The sequence below is a fragment of the Streptomyces sp. 4N509B genome, from assembly GCF_052245655.1.
Taxonomy (GTDB): Bacteria; Actinomycetota; Actinomycetes; order Streptomycetales; family Streptomycetaceae; genus Streptomyces.
In genome coordinates this window covers 12,816-30,340 of sequence record NZ_JBQQBZ010000058.1, presented here as the reverse complement: position 1 = coordinate 30,340, position 17,525 = coordinate 12,816, and the positions used below count along the sequence as shown (strand labels likewise).

At 71.8% G+C, this 17,525-nt stretch carries 19 protein-coding genes; 5 read left to right on the top strand and 14 right to left on the bottom strand.

The genetic code is table 11. The annotated features are described in order from the left end of the window. Window positions 1–31: 31 nt before the first annotated feature. The 7 genes from ACTWP5_RS30795 to ACTWP5_RS30765 all read right to left on the bottom strand — a co-directional run bounded on the left by ACTWP5_RS30795 (window position 32) and on the right by ACTWP5_RS30765 (window position 4,752). Window positions 32–1,276, bottom strand: a complete 1,245-nt coding sequence (locus ACTWP5_RS30795) for a sensor histidine kinase (protein ID WP_443224464.1) — start codon at window positions 1,274–1,276, stop codon at window positions 32–34. A gap of 282 nt (window positions 1,277–1,558) precedes the next feature. Beyond that, the gene (locus ACTWP5_RS30790) at window positions 1,559–1,993 is read right to left on the bottom strand and encodes a PIN domain-containing protein (protein ID WP_443224463.1); all 435 of its coding nucleotides are present in this window, start codon (window positions 1,991–1,993) and stop codon (window positions 1,559–1,561) included. Continuing rightward, window positions 1,990–2,229, bottom strand: a complete 240-nt coding sequence (locus ACTWP5_RS30785; protein WP_443224462.1) for a ribbon-helix-helix protein, CopG family — start codon at window positions 2,227–2,229, stop codon at window positions 1,990–1,992. Before ACTWP5_RS30785 ends, ACTWP5_RS30790 begins: the two co-directional genes overlap by 4 nt. Before the next feature lie 224 nt (window positions 2,230–2,453). After that, window positions 2,454–3,155: a cation transporter gene (locus ACTWP5_RS30780; protein ID WP_443224461.1), complete on the bottom strand. Its 702-nt coding sequence runs from the start codon at window positions 3,153–3,155 to the stop codon at window positions 2,454–2,456. Continuing rightward, a complete protein-coding gene (locus tag ACTWP5_RS30775; RefSeq protein ID WP_443224460.1) occupies window positions 3,156–3,491 on the bottom strand; it encodes an ArsR/SmtB family transcription factor in 336 nt (111 codons plus the stop codon). It lies immediately after the preceding gene. A gap of 230 nt (window positions 3,492–3,721) precedes the next feature. Further along, window positions 3,722–3,934 (bottom strand): DUF397 domain-containing protein, encoded by a 213-nt coding sequence (locus ACTWP5_RS30770; protein ID WP_443224459.1) that lies wholly within the window; start codon window positions 3,932–3,934, stop codon window positions 3,722–3,724. Beyond that, on the bottom strand, window positions 3,931–4,752 hold the full coding sequence (locus tag ACTWP5_RS30765; protein WP_443224458.1) for a helix-turn-helix domain-containing protein: 822 nt from the start codon (window positions 4,750–4,752) through the stop codon (window positions 3,931–3,933). The genes ACTWP5_RS30770 and ACTWP5_RS30765 overlap by 4 nt, the downstream gene beginning before the upstream one ends. Window positions 4,753–5,191: 439 nt before the next feature. On the opposite strand from ACTWP5_RS30765, the gene ACTWP5_RS30760 reads away from it, so the two are divergent. From ACTWP5_RS30760 to ACTWP5_RS30750, 3 genes are all read left to right on the top strand, one after another. Further along, window positions 5,192–5,620, top strand: coding sequence for a DUF7848 domain-containing protein (locus tag ACTWP5_RS30760; protein WP_443224457.1), 429 nt, complete (start codon window positions 5,192–5,194; stop codon window positions 5,618–5,620). Beyond that, window positions 5,613–5,843 (top strand): hypothetical protein, encoded by a 231-nt coding sequence (locus tag ACTWP5_RS30755; RefSeq protein ID WP_443224456.1) that lies wholly within the window; start codon window positions 5,613–5,615, stop codon window positions 5,841–5,843. Before ACTWP5_RS30760 ends, ACTWP5_RS30755 begins: the two co-directional genes overlap by 8 nt. A gap of 402 nt (window positions 5,844–6,245) precedes the next feature. Continuing rightward, window positions 6,246–7,268 carry a zinc-dependent alcohol dehydrogenase family protein gene (locus ACTWP5_RS30750; protein WP_443224455.1) on the top strand — a complete coding sequence of 341 codons (1,023 nt, stop codon included), beginning with the start codon at window positions 6,246–6,248 and terminating at the stop codon, window positions 7,266–7,268. A 79-nt stretch (window positions 7,269–7,347) separates the two neighbouring features. Here ACTWP5_RS30750 and ACTWP5_RS30745 read toward each other — a convergent pair whose 3' ends face one another. From ACTWP5_RS30745 to ACTWP5_RS30735, 3 genes are all read right to left on the bottom strand, one after another. Beyond that, entirely contained in the window at window positions 7,348–8,235 is an 888-nt protein-coding gene (locus ACTWP5_RS30745) for an AraC family transcriptional regulator (RefSeq protein ID WP_443224454.1), read from the bottom strand. Between the two features lie 183 nt (window positions 8,236–8,418). Then, on the bottom strand, window positions 8,419–8,790 hold the full coding sequence (locus tag ACTWP5_RS30740) for a DoxX family protein (protein ID WP_443224453.1): 372 nt from the start codon (window positions 8,788–8,790) through the stop codon (window positions 8,419–8,421). A 76-nt stretch (window positions 8,791–8,866) separates the two neighbouring features. Continuing rightward, window positions 8,867–9,313 (bottom strand): ester cyclase, encoded by a 447-nt coding sequence (locus ACTWP5_RS30735; RefSeq protein WP_443224452.1) that lies wholly within the window; start codon window positions 9,311–9,313, stop codon window positions 8,867–8,869. Between the two features lie 348 nt (window positions 9,314–9,661). Between ACTWP5_RS30735 and ACTWP5_RS30730 the strand changes: the two genes are divergently transcribed. Continuing rightward, window positions 9,662–10,936: a serine hydrolase domain-containing protein gene (locus ACTWP5_RS30730; protein ID WP_443224451.1), complete on the top strand. Its 1,275-nt coding sequence runs from the start codon at window positions 9,662–9,664 to the stop codon at window positions 10,934–10,936. A 268-nt stretch (window positions 10,937–11,204) separates the two neighbouring features. Then, window positions 11,205–13,493, top strand: coding sequence for a rhamnogalacturonan lyase (locus ACTWP5_RS30725; protein WP_443224466.1), 2,289 nt, complete (start codon window positions 11,205–11,207; stop codon window positions 13,491–13,493). 102 nt (window positions 13,494–13,595) lie between these two features. On the opposite strand, the gene ACTWP5_RS30720 is transcribed toward ACTWP5_RS30725, so the two are convergent. The 4 genes from ACTWP5_RS30720 to ACTWP5_RS30705 form a co-directional block, all read right to left on the bottom strand. Beyond that, a complete protein-coding gene (locus ACTWP5_RS30720) occupies window positions 13,596–14,771 on the bottom strand; it encodes a low temperature requirement protein A (protein WP_443224450.1) in 1,176 nt (391 codons plus the stop codon). Between the two features lie 318 nt (window positions 14,772–15,089). Further along, on the bottom strand, window positions 15,090–15,920 hold the full coding sequence (locus ACTWP5_RS30715) for an SAM-dependent methyltransferase (RefSeq protein WP_443224449.1): 831 nt from the start codon (window positions 15,918–15,920) through the stop codon (window positions 15,090–15,092). A 58-nt stretch (window positions 15,921–15,978) separates the two neighbouring features. Then, on the bottom strand, window positions 15,979–16,194 hold the full coding sequence (locus ACTWP5_RS30710; RefSeq protein WP_443224465.1) for a DUF397 domain-containing protein: 216 nt from the start codon (window positions 16,192–16,194) through the stop codon (window positions 15,979–15,981). Between the two features lie 268 nt (window positions 16,195–16,462). Further along, entirely contained in the window at window positions 16,463–17,323 is an 861-nt protein-coding gene (locus ACTWP5_RS30705) for a helix-turn-helix domain-containing protein (protein WP_443224448.1), read from the bottom strand. Window positions 17,324–17,525: the final 202 nt, after the last annotated feature.

The following is a 17,525-nucleotide window of genomic DNA, read 5'->3' as shown; positions in this document are numbered from 1 at the left end:
GGCGTCGGAGGCGGGATGTGGCGAGCTCATCTCACGCCCCCGCCCGGGGCAGCCGCGCCACGACGCGGAAGCCGTCGCGGCCGTCGTCACGCGGGCCGGCCTCGGCGCTGCCGCCGCAGGCGGCGGCCCGCTCCCGTATCCCGATCAGCCCCTGACCGGCTCCGCCGTTGCCGTTCGCGTGCCCGTTCGCCCGCCCTTTCGCATGCCCTTTCCCGTTCGCATGCCCTTTCCCGTCGCCGTTCCCGCCCGTGCCGTCGTCCGTCACGCTCACCACCAACGCCCCGTCCTCCTCCTGCCAGTCCAGCCGCACCAGCGCCGTCGTCGCCCCAGCATGCTTGACGGTGTTGGTGAGCGCCTCCTGCACCACGCGGTAGGCCGCCACCTCCGTGTCCGGCGGCAACGGTCGCGGCTCGCCGCTGGTCCGCAGCTCCACGCGCAGGCCCGTCGACCCCGCGACCCGCCGCACCAGCTCCGGCACGCCCGCCACCGTCGGCTGCGGCGTCAACTCCCCCACCCGCTGCTCGTCGTCCTTCAACACCCCGAGGATGCGCCGCAGCTGCGCCATCGCGTCCCTCCCGGCCCCGGCGATCGCCTCGAACGCGGCCTCCGCCCGCCCCGGGTCGCTGCGCACCACGACGGGACCGGCCTCGGCCTGCACCACCATCAGGCTCACGGCGTGCGCGAGGATGTCGTGCATGTCCCGCGCGATGCGGGCCCGCTCCTGCGCGGCGGCCCGTTCCCGCGCCGCCTCCCGCTCCCGCTCGGCGCGCAACGCCCGGTCCTCCACGGCGGCGGTGTACGCGGCCTGCACGCGGGCGAGGACGCCGAGGCCGTAGGCGGCGGCGAACGTCGTCTGGTGGAAGACGTACTCGACCGGCTCGCCCTTCTCGACGGTGGCGATCACCACGGACGAGCAGATGATCCAGCCCCACAGCATCGTTCGCCGCTGCCAGGGCGGGGAGATCGCGGCCACCGTGTAGAGCACGACGAGACCGCCGTAGTTCACGTCCGGCGGCGGGTGGTGGTGCAGCGCCATCGCGACGGTGAAGCCGCTGACCACCCACGCGCACAGGAACGGCACGCGCCGCCGCCACACCAGCGGCACGACGGTGCAGACCGCGAGCAGGTACCCCAGCCAGGTCGCGGGGGTCTCGCCCTGCTCGGGCACGACGAACTGCGCCGACACGGCCAGCAGCACGAGGACGGCGAGGCCCCCGTCCACGGCGTACGGATTGGCGGCACGCAGCCGCCCGGCGAGATCGGACACACGACCCATACGGCAACTCCCCGCGTCACTCCGGGCCCGGCCAGTATCGGGGCACGGGGGCGGGGGTGTCCTCACCGGTACGAGGGATATCCCGGTCCCGAGCCGGGGACGGCTACCGCCCCGGGGGACGCCCGGCGGTGTGCCGAGGTGCCTGTGCCGAGGTGCCTGTGCTGAGGTGCCTTCGGGCCCGCCCACCGCTTCGCCGGTGACGTATCCGGCGGAGCCCGCGGACCTCTCGCGACCGCGCTGGGAGTCGCGAGGACTGACGCGGCCTGTCAGCCGCCGGGCGCCTCAGAGGTCATCGGGAAGCAGCCGGAAGGCGTGCGATCCCGTGAGCGGTGTGATGGCACGAAAGTCCCGGCGATCCAGGGTGAGGACCGCCTCGGTCTCGTACTCCTCGGCGAGGACGACGTTGACGGCGTCGGTGAGATCCAGCCGCAGGGCGGCGTATCGGTCCTGGACGGCGCGGGCCTTGCGGAGCGTGTGAGCGGAGACGGATGGCACCGCGACCCGCCCTGCGCCTTCCTGACCCAGCAACCAGTCATTGACGACGTGCGCGGTGCGCCGGTTGATGTTCCGGGTGGTGACGTGCTCGATCTCCAGCATCACCAGGGGGGAGACGACGATGAGAGCCGCTTCCCGCAGTGCGGTGCGGGCTTCCTGGTGCCCCGGATCAGCGGTGTTGAGCGCGGCCACCAGTCCGGACGTGTCGCCGATGACGATCACTCCGTGTCCGCCACAGCATCGCTGGTGGCCTCGTGGATCTCCTCGGCTGTGACCGGTCCACCGAAGTCGAGACTGGGGATCTCCAGGTCCTCGCTCCACCGCCGGCTGCGGAGGGCAACGAGATGGAAAGCCTCCCGGAAGTACTCCGACTCCGGGCGCCCCTCCCGAGCAGCGGCTTCCTTGATCAGTGCGAGATCCTCTTCGTCCACCATGACCGTCGTCTTCTTCAATGCCATAAGGTTATGGTACCTCCACCACCAGTAGCTCCGGCGGACGTGAGGGAGCACACCGAGAGTGACGACCTCCGCCCGATCCGCGCGGATCTCCCGCTCCGCCTCAAGAGTCGGCCGGCTTCCGCTTGCCCGCCGGAGCTCTCGTCGGCACGAGGGGTGTCACCGCCCGAGCCAGACCCGATGCGGTGTCCAGCCCCGGGGTCCTGGCCGGGACCGCCCATGTCCGGTCAGTTGCAGCAGTCGCATCCGGGCTGGCAGCCGCACGCATCGGGCTCACCCTTCGCCGTCGCGACAGGGGCGGCGCAGCAGCCCTCGCCCTGCCATGCGTCGCGGCCTTCCCTGACCGCGACGGCGGCGATCACCAGGGCGGCGATCGGGTCTGCCCACGCCCAGCCCAGGGTGGCGTTGAGGAGCAGGCCGAGCAGCAGGACGGCGGACAGGTAGGTGCACAGAAGTGTCTGTTTGGAGTCGGCGACCGCCGAGGCGGAGCCGATCGCGCGGCCGGCGCTGCGCTGGGCGGCGGACAGGAACGGCATCACCAGCAGGGAGAGGGCTGCCAGCACGATGCCGGGGATCGAGCGTTCCGCCTCGCCGGTACCGGCCAGTGCGCGGGCCGCTTCTATGGTGACGTATGCGGCGAGTACGAAGAAGGAGACCGCGATGATCCGCAGGGCGGTCTTCTCGCGGGCCTCTCGCAGGGCGTGGTCGCGTGCGGAGAACTGCCAGGCGACCGCTGCGGCGGAGGAGACCTCAATGACGGAGTCGAGGCCGAAGCTGATCAGCGCGATGGAGGAGGCGAGTGTCCCGGCGGTGATCGCGACGATCGCCTCGATGACGTTGTAGGTGATCGTCGCGGCGACCAGCAGGCGTATTCGCCGGGCGAGTGCGTCGCGGCGGGCCGGAGCGGGACCGAGGGATATGGCGGCCACTCAGCAGCATCCCTTCTCGTCGGCGTCCGGGCAGGTGCGGTCGGCCTCGACGGCGACAACCGCCGTGCGCAGGTCGTTGATGGCGTGCCCGAGGCGGGCGTCGGCGAGTTCGTAGCGGGTGCGGCGGCCGTCGGGGATGGCGACGACGAGGCCGCAGTCGCGCAGGCAGGCGAGGTGGTTGGACAGTCGAGTGCGGGAGACGCCGATGCGGTCGGCCAGGTCAGCCGGATACGCGGGGGCGTCCCGGAGGGCCAGCAGAAGCTGGCAGCGGATCGGGTCGGCGAGGGCACGGCCGAAGCGCGCGAGCACCTCGACCTCGGGAGCGAGAGTCAGCACCCCATCAGAGTACAGAGAACCATGAATTCAGAAAGTCCTGTATAGAGGTTGGCGCGCGGGGCGGGCCCCTCGCCCGGCCTCGGGCGTGGGGCCGGGAGGGTCGAGCACGCCCTCGCGGCTCGACGCTTCCCAAGTGCTTGTCCTGGGTCGACGGCAGAGAGAAGCGCGCGTCCGCATCGTCGTGCGCCGTAGCGCCCCACCTCATGGGTGGGTTGGTGGGACCGGGACGCTCAGGCGGTGGGCAGTTCGCCCTCCCGCACGGCGGAGACGAACGAGGACCAGCCGTTCGCAGGGAAGACCAGGGCCGGGCCGGTGGGGCACTTGCTGTCACGGACGGGCATCACGCCTGGGAAGCCGTCTGCGACCTCGACGCAGGTCGCGTCTCCCCCGTTGCTGTAGCTGCTCTTGCGCCAGACAGCGCGGCTGAGGCTGACGGTGTTCATGATCTGCCGCCTTCCATGACGTTCCTGATGAAGTCCAACGACTCTGTCGGCGAGAGAGCCATGTCTCGCAGTCGATCGTATGACAGGCGATACCGGGCGAACTCCTCAGGATCTTCGATCAGTTGCCCTGACTTGTTTCCCTCCAGCCAGGCAACGCCGGTTCCGTCCGACTGCCAGAGCAGAGACAGCGACCCACCCATGAGGTCATGGACCCCGGCGGCCAACGGGAGCACCTGCAAGACGACCGACGGCTGCGCGGCGGACTCGATCAGATGGGAGAGCTGGCACTCCCAGATCTTCGCGTCGGCCGTAGGGCGCCTGAGCGCTGACTCGTCCAGGATGACACGCAGGCTCGGGGGGTGGTCACGCTGCAACATCTCCTGGCGGCTCATGCGGGCCGTCACCTGCGCTTCGAGATCGTCCTCTGACCATTGACCCGGAGCAGAGGACAACACAATCCGTGCGTAGTCCTCCGTCTGGAGGAGTCCGGGGATCGCGACCATGTACTTGTACATGATCACTGCGCTGTCCTCGTACTGCATGAACAGCTTGAAGCGATCGACGATGACGCTGTTGCGTGCGGACTTCCACAGCTTCACGAGCAAGCCGTCAGTGTCGTAGAACGCGTCGAGATCCTCCATCACGAGGCGCTTGGAGAGTCGTTTCCCGTTCTCAAGGCGGTTCAGGTAGCTCCGCTCGTATCCGGTGTCCTCCGAGAGCTGACTCAGGGACTTGCCGGATTTCCTTCTGAGTGTCGCGAGCGCGTGGCTCAGCGTTTCGCGTGCGTCCTGCTGATCGTCGTCTTCGTGTTCGGTCATGCGATCACTCGTTCGTTGTCGGGTGCCGTGACAACAGTTGATGGGGCATCAACGCGCCTGGCCGGGAGGATGGTTGAGATACACGGGCTGGCCGCCGTCGCTTTCCTCAGGGCCTGGGAACGGCACGTTTCCGAACTCGACTGCGGACAAACCGATACGACAGGTCACGTGGTTTCGGAGGTTGATGACATGAACCACGGTAGTAGGCCGTACGCCGCCTCGCCGGCGTTGTTCCGAATTCGCGTTCACGGTGTACGGGAGACGGCGCGGTGAGCGGGGAGGCGGCTTCGTCCGGGGCCGCGTCGGCGGGTCAGGAACGGCCGGTGGGGAGCCAGGACAGTGCGACGTTGGAACGGCTTCGCCGGCTGGTGCGGGAGGTCAACGAGACCAACCGCAGGAACCGGGTGAGCAAGGGCGGCAGGAGCCGGCGGTGGTCCCGGTGACGGCTTTCGTGCTGCTGCGGGGGGCGGCGTTGAAGCTGTGCGAGGAGCGGGCCGTGGATGCGCCGGACGCGTTGTACCGGCTGTCGTGTCTGACGTGCTCGGCGGTGTCCGATCTCGTGCGGGACGACGCCAGGCCCGTGCAGGTCTGGGCCCTCGGCCACACGCAGGAACACGGCCTGAACCACAACCAGTTCCGCCTCACCACCCACCGGTACTGGCGCGTCGACCCCGCGCACGCACCGGTCGGCGCCACGCCGTGGCCGCCGCTCCCGGGGGCCGTGCGGGCGGCGCCCGTGCCCGTGCCCGGACCCGTGCCCGGACCCGGACCGCAGCCCAGCCGCCGCAGACACGCGGGCGTGCGCGGGTGGCGCCGGCTCCGGTCCGTCGTCGCGGCGGTGGTGGGCGTGGTGGGCCGCCGTGCGTAGCGGCCGGATTCCGGCGCGCGGCGGGCTGACGGTCTCCCGCGACACGGTCCGCGCGGGCGACCGCGTCGCCATCGGCGGGGAGACGTTCACCGTCCAGCACGTCACCCGCTACGCCGCGGGCGGCGCCCGCCTCGTCTTCACCACCGGCGAGCACCTGGTCCTGCGGCCCTGGACCCGCCTCGACGTCACCCGCCCCGTCGCGCCCTCCGCCGCCGACCGATGACGGTCGTTCCTCCCGACGGCCCGCGTTGGAAACGGACGCGGACGTCACCGCTCCGCGTGGTGCTGGAGAGGCGTCGGCGAGCGCTGGCCCTGGTCCGACTGCGCGCGGCGGTCAGGGAGGGGGCGCTGGATCTGGACGTTCTGGAGGACAGGAAGAACCGCCGACGTGGAACGGGGTGAGCTCTCTCCGCCCACGGGCGAAACGGGTGACAGCCGGCCGCCCGGCGGCGTGCCGGGGGCCCGTGTCGTGGGCACTCGGGCGTCCCATGGTCGGGGCGCCGCAGTCGCCTCGTGGCCGGTCGGCGCCGTTCGGCGGCGTTCGGCGCCGGTCAGAGCCGGACGGTGCCGGCCGGAGCCGGACGGTGCCGGCCGGAGCCGATCAGGATCGTAAGGAGCGGTAGCTGTGCGCGGTGTCGTGATGCACGCCCCCGGGGACGTCCGGGTGGAGGAGCGGGAGGACCCCCGGATCGTCGCGCCGACGGACGCGGTGATCCGCGTGTCGGCGGCCTGCGTCTGCGGCTCGGACCTCTGGCCGTACCGGGGGGTCGAGGCCGTCGAGGGTCCCACCCCGATGGGCCACGAGTACGTCGGGGTCGTCGAGGAGGTCGGCGCCGAGGTGAGGACGGTCCGGCCGGGACAGTTCGTCGTCGGCTCGTTCTGGGCCTCGGACAACACGTGCGAGCTGTGCCGGGCCGGCTACCAGAGCGCCTGCGTCCACCGGGTCCTCATGGGAACGCTGGGCGCGCAGGCCGAGCGGCTCCGGGTGCCGCTCGCGGACGGCACGCTGGTCGCGACCCCCGACACGCCCCCGGAGGACCTGGTGCCGAGTCTGCTCGCAGCGTCCGACGTGCTCGGCACCGGCTGGTTCGGGGCGGTCGCGGCCCAGGCAGGACCCGGCAGGACGGTCGTGGTCGTGGGGGACGGCGCGGTCGGGCTCAGCGCGGTGCTCGCCGCGAGGCAGCTGGGGGCGGAGCGGATCGTCGCGATGAGCCGCCACGAGCCACGCCAGCGGCTCGCCCGGGAGTTCGGCGCCACCGACATCGTCACCGAGCGCGGCGAGGACGGCGTGGCGAGGATCAGGGAGCTCACCGACGGGCTCGGCGCGCACTCGACGGTGGAGGCGGTGGGCACCGAGCAGTCGTTGACGCAGGCCATCCGGGCCACCAGGCCCGGTGGGCACGTCGGCTTCGTCGGCGTCGCGCACGGCGTCGCCCTGCCGGCGGAGGAGCTGTTCTACTCCCTCGTCCACCTGCACGGCGGGCCGGCCCCGGTGCGCCAGTACCTGCCGCACCTGATCGACCTGGTCTGGCGCCGCGCGATCGACCCCGGCCGGGTCTTCGACCTCGACCTCCCCCTCGACGAGGCCGCCGAGGCGTACCGGGCCATGCACGACCGCCGCGCCATCAAGTCGTTGCTGCGCGCGTGAGGTGGGGGCGGCCGGCGAAGCGCGGTGCCGGCCGGCCACGGCGCGTCGGGCGGGCAGGCGGCCTCGGGCGGGCGCCGTCTCACCCCTGCTCCCGCTCCACCGGGAACCACAGCTCGGCCTCGTCGTCGGCCCCGTTCGTCGACGGCTCGGTGCGCAGGATCGCCGGTCCTGGCCGGCTGCGGTACGGGTTGGACGGGAACCACTCCGTGAACACGTCCCGCCACAGGTACTGGATGGCGTGCGGAGCCGGCCCTGTGGTGGTGAAGACCGCCCAGCCGCCGGCCGGGACGGCCAGGGTCGTCGCGCCCTCGGGCGCGGCCGACACGGCCGCCGCCGGAGCGGCCGACGTGATCACTGCCTGGTAGTAGTCGAGCTCGGTGCCCTCGGCGGCACTCGGGTCCCCGTTGTCGGTGACGGAGACGACGCCCCGTGGCTCCTGGTCCGACAGCTCGGCCAGCTGCTCCAGGGCCTCGGGCGCGGTGCCGCGCACGAAGTCGACGATCGCCTGGTTCGGGCCCTCGTGGACGAGTGGCACCCGGGCCTTGAAGCCGACGACGGTGAACGCCGGCCGGTCCACGATGCGGTAGCGCATGCTGCTGCTCCCCTCGATGGTGAGACGGAAGGACAACCGGGGCTGCGAGACGAGCGGGGCGCCCGTGCGCCGGGCCTCGCCGGGCCCGACGCCGTGCACGGCGCGGAACGCGCGCGCGAACGCCTCGCTGGAGCCGTAGCCGTAGCGCACCGCGATGTCCAGCAACGGCTCCCGCCCGGCGAGCACCTCGGCGCCCGCGACGGTGAGCCGCCGTCGCCGGACGTACTCCGACAGCGGCATGCCGGCGAGCGCGGAGAACATCCGGCGCAGGTGGTACTCCGACGTCGCGGCGACGCGCGCCATCACGGCCACGTCGATCGGCTGGTCGAGATGCCGCTCGACGTGCTCCATGGCCTCGTTGAGCCGCTCCAGCACGACCGGTCTCCTTCCTCTGGTGTGATCACCACGCTAGGCGGCGGGCGGCAGGACAGACCCGACATCCTGTGCCCGATCCGGTCGGCCGCGGGCCGCCGTCCACCGGTCCGCCGTCACCACGCCGTCGGGGCGGGGGCGGGGGCGGGGGCGGAGGCGGGGGACGGTGGACTTCGGCGTGGCCGGTCACCAGCTGTAGGGGCCGAAGCGTCCCCAGGCGACGAGCGCGGAGAGCACGAACAGGACGGCGGTGACCGCCACCCCCGAGGGCTCACGGCGCCGGACGTGCAGGCCGATCGCCAGGGCCGTCATGACCGCGAACCCGGTCCCCGCGAGGGGCGTCAGCACCGGCGCGACCCCGGTGGCGGCCGGCAGGACCAGCCCCACCGCGCCCAGGATCTCGACGACCCCGACGCACCACACCAGCCGCGTGGAGGTATCCCGCATCCACGGGTACTTCTCGGCGAGCCGGTCCTTCGGCTGGGCGAGCTTCACCAGGCCGGACATGCCGAACATGGCGGCCAGGAACGCCTGCACGATCCACAGCAACACGTTCATCGGGGGGTCTCTCCTGCTGTCGTCCCTGGTGTCTTCGCTGGTGTCCTCCGGGCGTCGGCCGCGAGTGCCGCCTCCGTCACGGGGTGACCTCGGGGACCATGCCGAGCTGTCGCATCTGCGCCAGGACGTCGACGAGCGCCCACGTCTCGGCGATCCGGCCGCTGTCCGAGAAGCGGCCGACGATGATCTCCCGGTACGTGATGGGGATGCCGGTGGGCGGCACGCCCAGGTAGGTGCCCTGGTGGGTCCCGGTGACCGTGTTCCGGCAGACGACCCGGTCTCCCTCGGCGATGACGTCCTCGACCTCGATGTGCAGGTCGGGGAAGGCCCGGTGGAGCGTCGCGAACACCTCCTTGACCGCACCCGTCCCCGTCGATCCGAGCGGCAGGGGCGTGCCAAGTTCCACGTCCGGCTCGAACACCTCGTCGATCGTCTGAGCGATCAGCTCCTCGTCGCCGCTGCTGAAGGCCTCGTGCAGGCGGTTGAGCATCGCCTTGTTGTGGGCTGTGTCGTCTGCTGGCATGGGATCTCCACTACGGGGGTGAACGGACGGTTCGGGCCCTGGTGACGTGTCACCGCGGGCGGCACGGGCGCGTCGCCCAGCGGGCGGGGCGGCCTCCGTGAGGACGACGAACGGGATCGCGCCCGGGGGACAGCCCTCCGTTCGGCGGACGGACGACCGCGCCACCGACGCGGGCCGGCGCACTGGCGCCCGGGGCCCGGGCCGCTCGGGTGCTCGGGTGTATCGCGGGCGTATCGAGAAGCGCATACGCCACCGCGACGGCCTTCCGTCTTCAGTGAGGGCACGGACCCGAGCGGTCGCCCCGTGACCCGCGACGGTCGGTTTCTCGATCAGGAAAGGACCGTGACCATGGACTCGGAGTCCCTACGTGGCATCGACCGACGGCGGCTGCTCAGGCGGGGTGGCCTGGCGACAGCCGGCGTGGTGGCGGCCGGAGTGACGCTCGTGGGCGCCCGGTCAGGCCAGGCCGGCCCGGCCCCCGCCGCCACCGGAACCGACGCCGGCACCGGAACCGACGCCGGAACCGACGCCGGCCTCCCGCCGGACACCCTGCCCGGTGGGGCCTACGACCGGTTCGTGGCGGGCCTGGCCGCCGAGGACAGGTTCTCCGGCGTGGTGCTGTTGGCGCACCGGGGCCGGACGGTGCTGTCCCGCGCCTACGGCATGGCCGACGAGGAGCGGGGCGTCCGCAACCACGAGGGCGTCGCGTTCAACCTCGCCTCGGCGAGCGGACCGTTCCTGGCGGTGGCCGTCCTCCAGCTGGTGCAGCGGGGTGAGCTGACGCTGTCGGACACGGTGGGCGCCCACCTGGACGGCATCGCCACGGACATCGCCGAGCAGGTGACGCTCCATCACCTGCTCACCAGCACCTCCGGGGTGGACGCCCCGATGCCCGACTGGCAACGCGTCTTCCACAGCAAGGAGGAGGTGCACGCGTACCACGAACAGTGGACCCGTCAGGCGACGCTGGTGGGCGTCCCCGGCTCGGGGTCCAACGGCCACCGCCCCGGCGGCGGCGCCGGCCTCGCCATGGCCGCGCAGATCGTGGAGGCCGTGACCGGCATGACGTACTGGGACTACGTGCACGAGCACGTCTTCGGACGCTCCGGCATGACCGGCTCGGCGTACTTCACCAGGGACCAGTGGCTCACCGACGAGCACATCGCCCACCCCTACATGCTCCAGGCCGACGGCAGCCGCGTGGACGCCGTCCGCAACCTGGACAAGGGCAGCCTGAACCCGCAGGCGCCGGACAGGAACCCGGGCCGCACCTACGTCGGCTACTCCTCGGGCGAGGGCTTCGCCACCGCGCCCGACCTGGTCCGTTTCGGGCGGGCGCTGACCGACGGCACGGTGCTGGACCGGCCCTACGCCGAACTGCTCACCGGGGCGAAGCTTCCCGGCCGGACGCCCACGTCCTACACGTCGTACGCGGGTCCGCTCCACCTCGTCGACGGCCGCGAGTGGGTGTTCGGGCGCGGCGGTGGCGGCGGCGGCATCTCCGCGAACTGGAACGTCTACCTGGACACCGACTGGGTCGGCGTCGTCCTCAGCAACTACGACGACATCCCGATACAGGAGATCCTCCAGCAGGAGCAGCAGGCCGTCACCGGCCACGCCTGACGCCCGCCACCGCCGTCGCCCCCATCCGCCTCCGGCCCCGTGTCGCACTGTGCGTGCGCGATGTCTTGACGGGGTCGGGGGCGGCTCGTAGCGTCGCCTCCTACCTCGTTTGAAACGACTCATTGAAACGACTCAAGCTCGCGACCCCCAAGCTCGCGATCCAGGAAGGGACGTCCACACGATGAGATCCGGGAGAGCCGGGAGAGCCGGGAGAGCCGCGCCTGCCGCGCGGCGACGGCGTTGGGTGGTCGGGGCGCTCGCGCCCGTGATGGTGGCCGGGGCCCTCGCGGGTGCCGGCGCGCCCGTGGCGCAGGCCGGCGGGCACGGAGGCGGGCACGGCGGCAACGACGGGCCGCGCCTGGAGCGCCTGGACCGGGGGCTGGTGGCCGTCTCCACGGACGAGGGCGTGTTCCTGAGCTGGCGGCTGCTGGGGGACGAGGTCACCGGGTCGAGTGAGACGGGCCTGACGGGCGTGGACTTCCGCGTCTACCGCGACGGCCGGCGGATCGCCACCGTCACCGACTCCACCAACTACCTGGACGCGGGCGCCGAGCCCGGCGCCGAGTACCGGGTCAAGGCGGTGCGGCGCGGGCACGTCGTCGACGTCAGTGACCCCGTCTCGCCGTGGGGGGAGCAGTTCTACGAGCTGCCGTTGACGAAGCCCGCGGACGGCGTCACCCCGGCGGGGGAGGCGTACACGTACACCGCGAACGACATGAGCGTCGGTGACGTGGACGGTGACGGGGCGTACGAGTACGTCGTGAAGTGGGACCCGTCGAACTCCAAGGACGTCTCGCAGGTCGGCTACACCGGCAACACCTACATCGACACCTACGAGCTGGACGGCACCCTGCTCCACCGCGTCGACCTGGGCGTCAACATCCGCTCCGGCGCCCACTACACCCAGTTCCTCGTCTACGACTTCGACGGCGACGGCCGCTCGGAGATGATGTTCAAGACCGCCCCCGGCACGAGGAGCATCCGCTACGACGCCGCGGGCAACGTCGTCTCCGAGGAGTACGTCACCCTGCCACGCGCCGACCGCGCCCGCGGCGTCTCCCACACCGACGACTACCGCATGAGCGCCGCGGACTACTACGACCACCTCGTGGAGATGTTCCGCGGCTGGTCGAAGCACCCCGAGGTGGAGGCCGGGAACTGGCCGGCCACCATCGAGGAGGCCCTGGGCATCACCGACCGCGAACCGTACCCCTACCCCCTCAGCCAGGACCACGCGCGCTCCCTCGCCGACCACTTCATCGACGTCTACGCCCCCTCCCGCAGCACCCGCAACAACCTCCGCGCCTTCGAGGGCTTCGTCCTCGACGGGCCCGAGTACCTGACCGTCTTCGACGGCGCGACCGGCGAGGAGCTCCAGACCGCCCGCTACCCGGTGGCCCGCCACGACGACGGCCTGATGTGGGGCGACTACGCCATGAGCCGCATCGAGCCCGGCAACCGCGTGGACCGCTTCCTCGCGGGCGTCGCCTACCTCGACGGCACCCGCCCCTCCGCGATCCTCGGCCGCGGCTACTACACGCGCTCGACCGTCACCGCCGTGAGCTGGGACGGCCGGCGGCTGCGCACCGAGTGGCAGGCCGACAGCGGCTGGACCCCGATGTCGAACCCGTTCAACGACGGCCCGCACGGCGTGGAGGGCACCGACCCCGAGTACGGCACCCTCACCACGCAGGGCTTCCACTCCCTTGGCGTGGCCGACGTGGACGGCGACGGCCGGCAGGAGGTCGTCTACGGCTCCGCCACCCTCGACGACGACGGCGACCTCCTCTACAGCTCCTACGACGTCGGCCCGCCCGACAGCGCCACCCCCGGGCAGGACATGAAGCTCGGCCACGGCGACGCCATGCACGTCGGAGACCTCGACCCGGCCAGGGACGGGCTGGAGATCTTCACGGTCCACGAGGGCGGCGCCTACGCGCCCTACGGCTTCGCGATGCGCGACGCCGCCACGGGCGAGGTGCTCTACGGCCGCTACACCGGCCGGGACACCGGCCGCGGCATGGTCGGCGACGTCCGGCCCGACGTGCCGGGCCTGGAGACCTGGGCGTCGGTGCCGCAGCAGTCCTCGGAGACGGGCCTGTGGTCGGCGGCGGGCGAGAACCTCGGCGGCGCGACGCCCGGCACCAACATGAGCATCCGCTTCGCCGGCGACCTGACGACGCAGACCGTCGAGGGCGCCGAGACCGACGCCGCGCCGAGCCCGAGGATCGTCGACTTCCGGCGCGGCACCCTGCTCACCGCCGACGGCAGCCTCACCAACAACGGCACGAAGGGCAACCCCGCCCTCGTCGCCGACGTCTTCGGCGACTGGCGCGAGGAGCTGCTGGTGCGCACCGCCGACAGCTCGGCGATCCGGATCCACGTCAGCACCGAGGTCACGGAGCACAAGCTGTACACACTGATGCACGACCCGCAGTACCGGGCGGACGTCGCGCGGCAGCAGACGTCGTACAACCAGCCGGCGTACACGAGCTTCTACCTCGCCTCGGACACGGACTTCTCCCGCGTCCCCGTGCCCGACGCCAGCTACCGCTGAGCCGCGTCCGAACCGCGTCCGAACCCCGTTGACGCCCGGTCGGGGGCCCTCCCCCCACGTTGAGGGGCCCCGACCGCGTGGGCCCGAACAGGGGCACAGGAGCTAGGAACGCGCCGCGCGCGGCGCGAGGTGGGTGCCCGCGACGACGAGGGTCGCCATCAGCAGGCCCACCGCGATCGCCGCGCCCGCCGGCCCCGCGACGAGGCCGGCCGCCAGGACCAGCAGCGCGGTGAACGGGAAGAGCGTCGCGTGGACGGTGCCCATGTGGTGGGGGCGGACGTGCAGCAGCCACAGCACCAGCAGGTAGACCGCGACCGGCACGGTGAACGAGGCGGCGGCGGCCGTCTCCGAGGTGTGGGCGTGGTGCGTGACGTGGTCGACGGTGACGGCGATGCCGGCGCCCACGGCGGCGGCCGAGCCGAAGATGGCGTAGTGGCCGTAGCCCCACACGAAGGCCGTCACGCCCGTGCCCGAGAGGAACGCTTCGGCGGGCGTCGCGAAGTACAGCCACCACATGGCGAAGACGGTGAGCAGCCCGCCCGCGGCGACGAGGAAGAGCTCGCGGCTGGCGTGTTCGGCGTCGACGGCGGACTGCACCGCGATCGTCGCCGCCAGCACCGACTCGCCCAGCACGATCATGGTGAAGAGGCCGTACCGCTCCGCGATGTGGTGGGGGTGCCAGGGCGTGGCGCCGTTGCGTTCCGCCCACGCCGGCACGGACACGTCGAGGAGGGCGGCGAGGGGGAAGACCGGCATCTGCCAGGTGTGGGGCAGGAGCAGCCACAGCAGCCACATCGCCTGGACGAGGGCGAGGCCGGCGGCGTACCGGCGGGCGGTGGAGCGCCGTTCCGGGTGGCCGCGCGCGGCCCGCAGCCAGAGGGAGATCAGCGCGACGCGCATGACCGTGTACCCCAGGGCGACGACGAGGAAGTCGTCGGAGGCGAAGGCGCGCGGCACGCCGGCGGCCAGGACGAGCGCGCCGGTGATGGTGACGAGCGTGGCGAGGCGGTAGGGCACGTCGTCCACGTCGTAGGCGGAGGCGAACCAGGAGAAGCCCATCCAGGCCCACCAGATGGCGAAGAAGACGGCGAGGTAGTTCCCGACGGCCGCCGTCTCGTGGCCCGCGCTGAGCTCGTGGTGGAGGCGGCTGGCGACCTGGGCGACGGCGACGACGAAGCACAGGTCGAAGAAGAGCTCCAACGGCGTGGCCGCCCGGTGCTCCTCCTCGCTGTCGCGGGCGAGCATGGGTCGGTACCAGGCGGGGGTGCCCTCACTCATCGCGAGCATTGTTCCGCACGGACTGTGATCGTCCGCTCACCGAGGAGCACGGCGCGTCGGCGGCGCGCGGAAAGGGGGACGGGGGTGGGGGGAGGCGGGGGTGCGTGGTCCGTCGGGGTGGGCGCCGACGACGGTGGCGGCGCTCACCAGGCGGTGGCTGGAAGTGGGGGCCGGGCGGGTGGCCGGAAGCGGCCGGACGGCCGGGGTGACGGTGACGGGCGGGTGACGCCCGAGTGACGCGTCGGATGGCCGGAAACGACCGGGACGAGCGTGGCGTGGGGGGTTCGTCGTGCCGTCGGGGGATGGACTACCGGGGGATCAGTCGGCCGGCTTCCGTCCGACGCCGCCCGCCACGAGGAGCCCCGCCATGTCCAGCGGGCCGTCGACCGGCTCGTCCGGGTGCCAGTACGGCAGGTACACGACGCCCGGCTCGACCATCTCCAGTCCCTCGAAGAACGCCGCGATCTGGGCCATGCTGCGCAGCTGCCCCCGGCCGAGGGCCTGCCGCAGCACCGCCTCAAGGCCACGGGCCTCGGGGGTGGAGGAGCAGAAGTGGGTGAGCAGCAGGTAGCTCCCGGGGCACATCCACTTCTTGTAGGTCTCGACCAGACCCTCCGGGTCCTCGTCGTCGAGGAGGTGGTGGATCACGGCGTTGAGGATCAGGCCCACCGGGCGGTCGGGGTCCAGCATCGCGACGACCTCGGGGTGGCCCAGGAGGGCCTCCGGATCGCGCAGGTCGGCGGTCACGACCACGGTGTGGTCGTTGTCCTCCAGCAGCGCTCGACCGTGGGCGAGGACGATCGGGTCGTTGTCGACGTAGACGACGCGGGTCCTCGGGTTGACCAGCTGGGCGACCTCGTGGGTGTTCTGGGCGGTGGGGAGGCCCGAGCCGATGTCGAGGAACTGGTCGATGCCCTGCTGCGCCAGGTACCGCACGGCGCGGACCAGCAGCCGCCGGTTGGTGCGCGCGCCCTCGCCGCCGTCGGGGAACGCCTTGGCGGCCTTCTCCGCGATCTCCTGGTCGACGGGGTAGTTGTCCTTTCCGCCGAGGATGGCGTCGTAGACGCGGGCGATGCTGGGAACGGAGGTGTCGACCTCGATCGGCGCGCGCGTCGAGGATGGTCGCGTCCAGCTCATGTCGTCGGCCATGTCCGGCTGTGTCCTCCGCATGGGTGAGGGGCCGTCAGGATAAGCGGGTGGGCGGGCGTCACGAGAGCAGAAAGTCGGCCTGACCGGCCTTCGCGCCCCGTATGAACGCCGCTATCTCTCCGCGCGTGTAGATGAGGGCGGGGCCGTGGGGGTCGGCGGACTGGCGCAGGGCGACCCTGCCGTCGGGGAGCTTCCGCGCCTCGACGCAGTTGCCGCCGTTGCCGCCGCTCCACGGTCGGTGCCAGCCCTCGGCGCCGAGATCGCTCGCGGTCATGCCGTTGCGCACGTCGTCGACGCGTTCGGCCTGGTGACCGGGCTGGGGGTGCTGGCCGTGCTGGGCGTGCTGGGCCTGCTGCGTGTGCTGGGCGTGGTGGAGCGGGTGGGCCGGCTGGGCCTCGTGGACCCGGTCGTGGACCCGGTCGTGGGGGGTGTGGGGGGTGTGGGGGTGCGACGCGTGGGGGTGGGTGTGGGATGGCTGCTGGTGCGCCGTGTGGGGGTGGAGGTGGGGGTGGGGTGTGTGGGGCTGGGATGTGCCGTCCAATTCAGAACTCCTTGCGTAGATCCCGGAGGATCTCCCTTGTCCGTCGAGCTGTTGCCGCCTGGGCCGACATGCGGTCCAGGAGTTCGAGATGGGAGGCGACCTCGGTGCGCTCGTCGAGATAGACGGCACCCGTGAGGTACTCCACGTAGACCATGTCCGGGAGTTCGGGCAGCTCGAAACGGAACAGGACGAAGGGTCCGTAGTTCGCTGGGTGATATCCGGTCGAGAACTCGACGATCTGGAACGTGACGTTGGGCCTCTCCGTGGCCTGAAGCAGGTGGTCGACCTGCGCCCGCATCACCTCCGGTGTCCCGACGGGGCGACGCAGCGCGGTCTCGTCGACCAGCACCCACAGGCGCGGGGCGTCCTCCCGCGCGAGAACGTTCTGGCGCTCCATGCGCAGCGCCACGTACCGCTCGACGTCCTCGGGGCTGGTCCGGTTCACGGAGCCGACGCGCAGCACGTGCCGCGCGTAGTCCTCGGTCTGGAGCAGGCCGGGCACGACGTGGGGTTCGTAGGCGCGGATGACGCGGGCGGAGCTCTCCAGGCTGACGTGGACGCTGAACCAGTCCGGCAGGATGTCGCGGAAGCGGTGCCACCAGCCGGGCTTGTTGGCCTCCTTGGCGAGCTGGACGAACGTGTCCGCCTCGGCGCCCCTCAGGCCGTACGCCTCCAGCAGCAAGCGGAGATACGGGATCTTCAGAGCGACCTCGGCCGTCTCCATGCGACGGATCGTGGCGGCGGTGACGTGGAGGACGGCGGCGGCCTCCTCGCGCTTCATGCCGGACCGCTCGCGCAGGTCCGCCAGACGCCTGCCCAGCACCAGCTGTCCCACCGTGGGGGCGGAGCGGGCCTCACTCACGTCGCATCTCTCCTGTCATGTCCGAAGTCTGCCATCCGACGATGTGATCCGGACACCCTGCCCCCCGCGACTCTGCACTGTGCAGAGTGACCCTTGCCAACTGTCCGAGACAGCAAGCATAGTGACGCTGTGACATGGTTCACCCCGGCCGAGAGCGTGGGCGACGTCTCTCGACCGCCGTCTGGCCGCCGCTTTGGACACG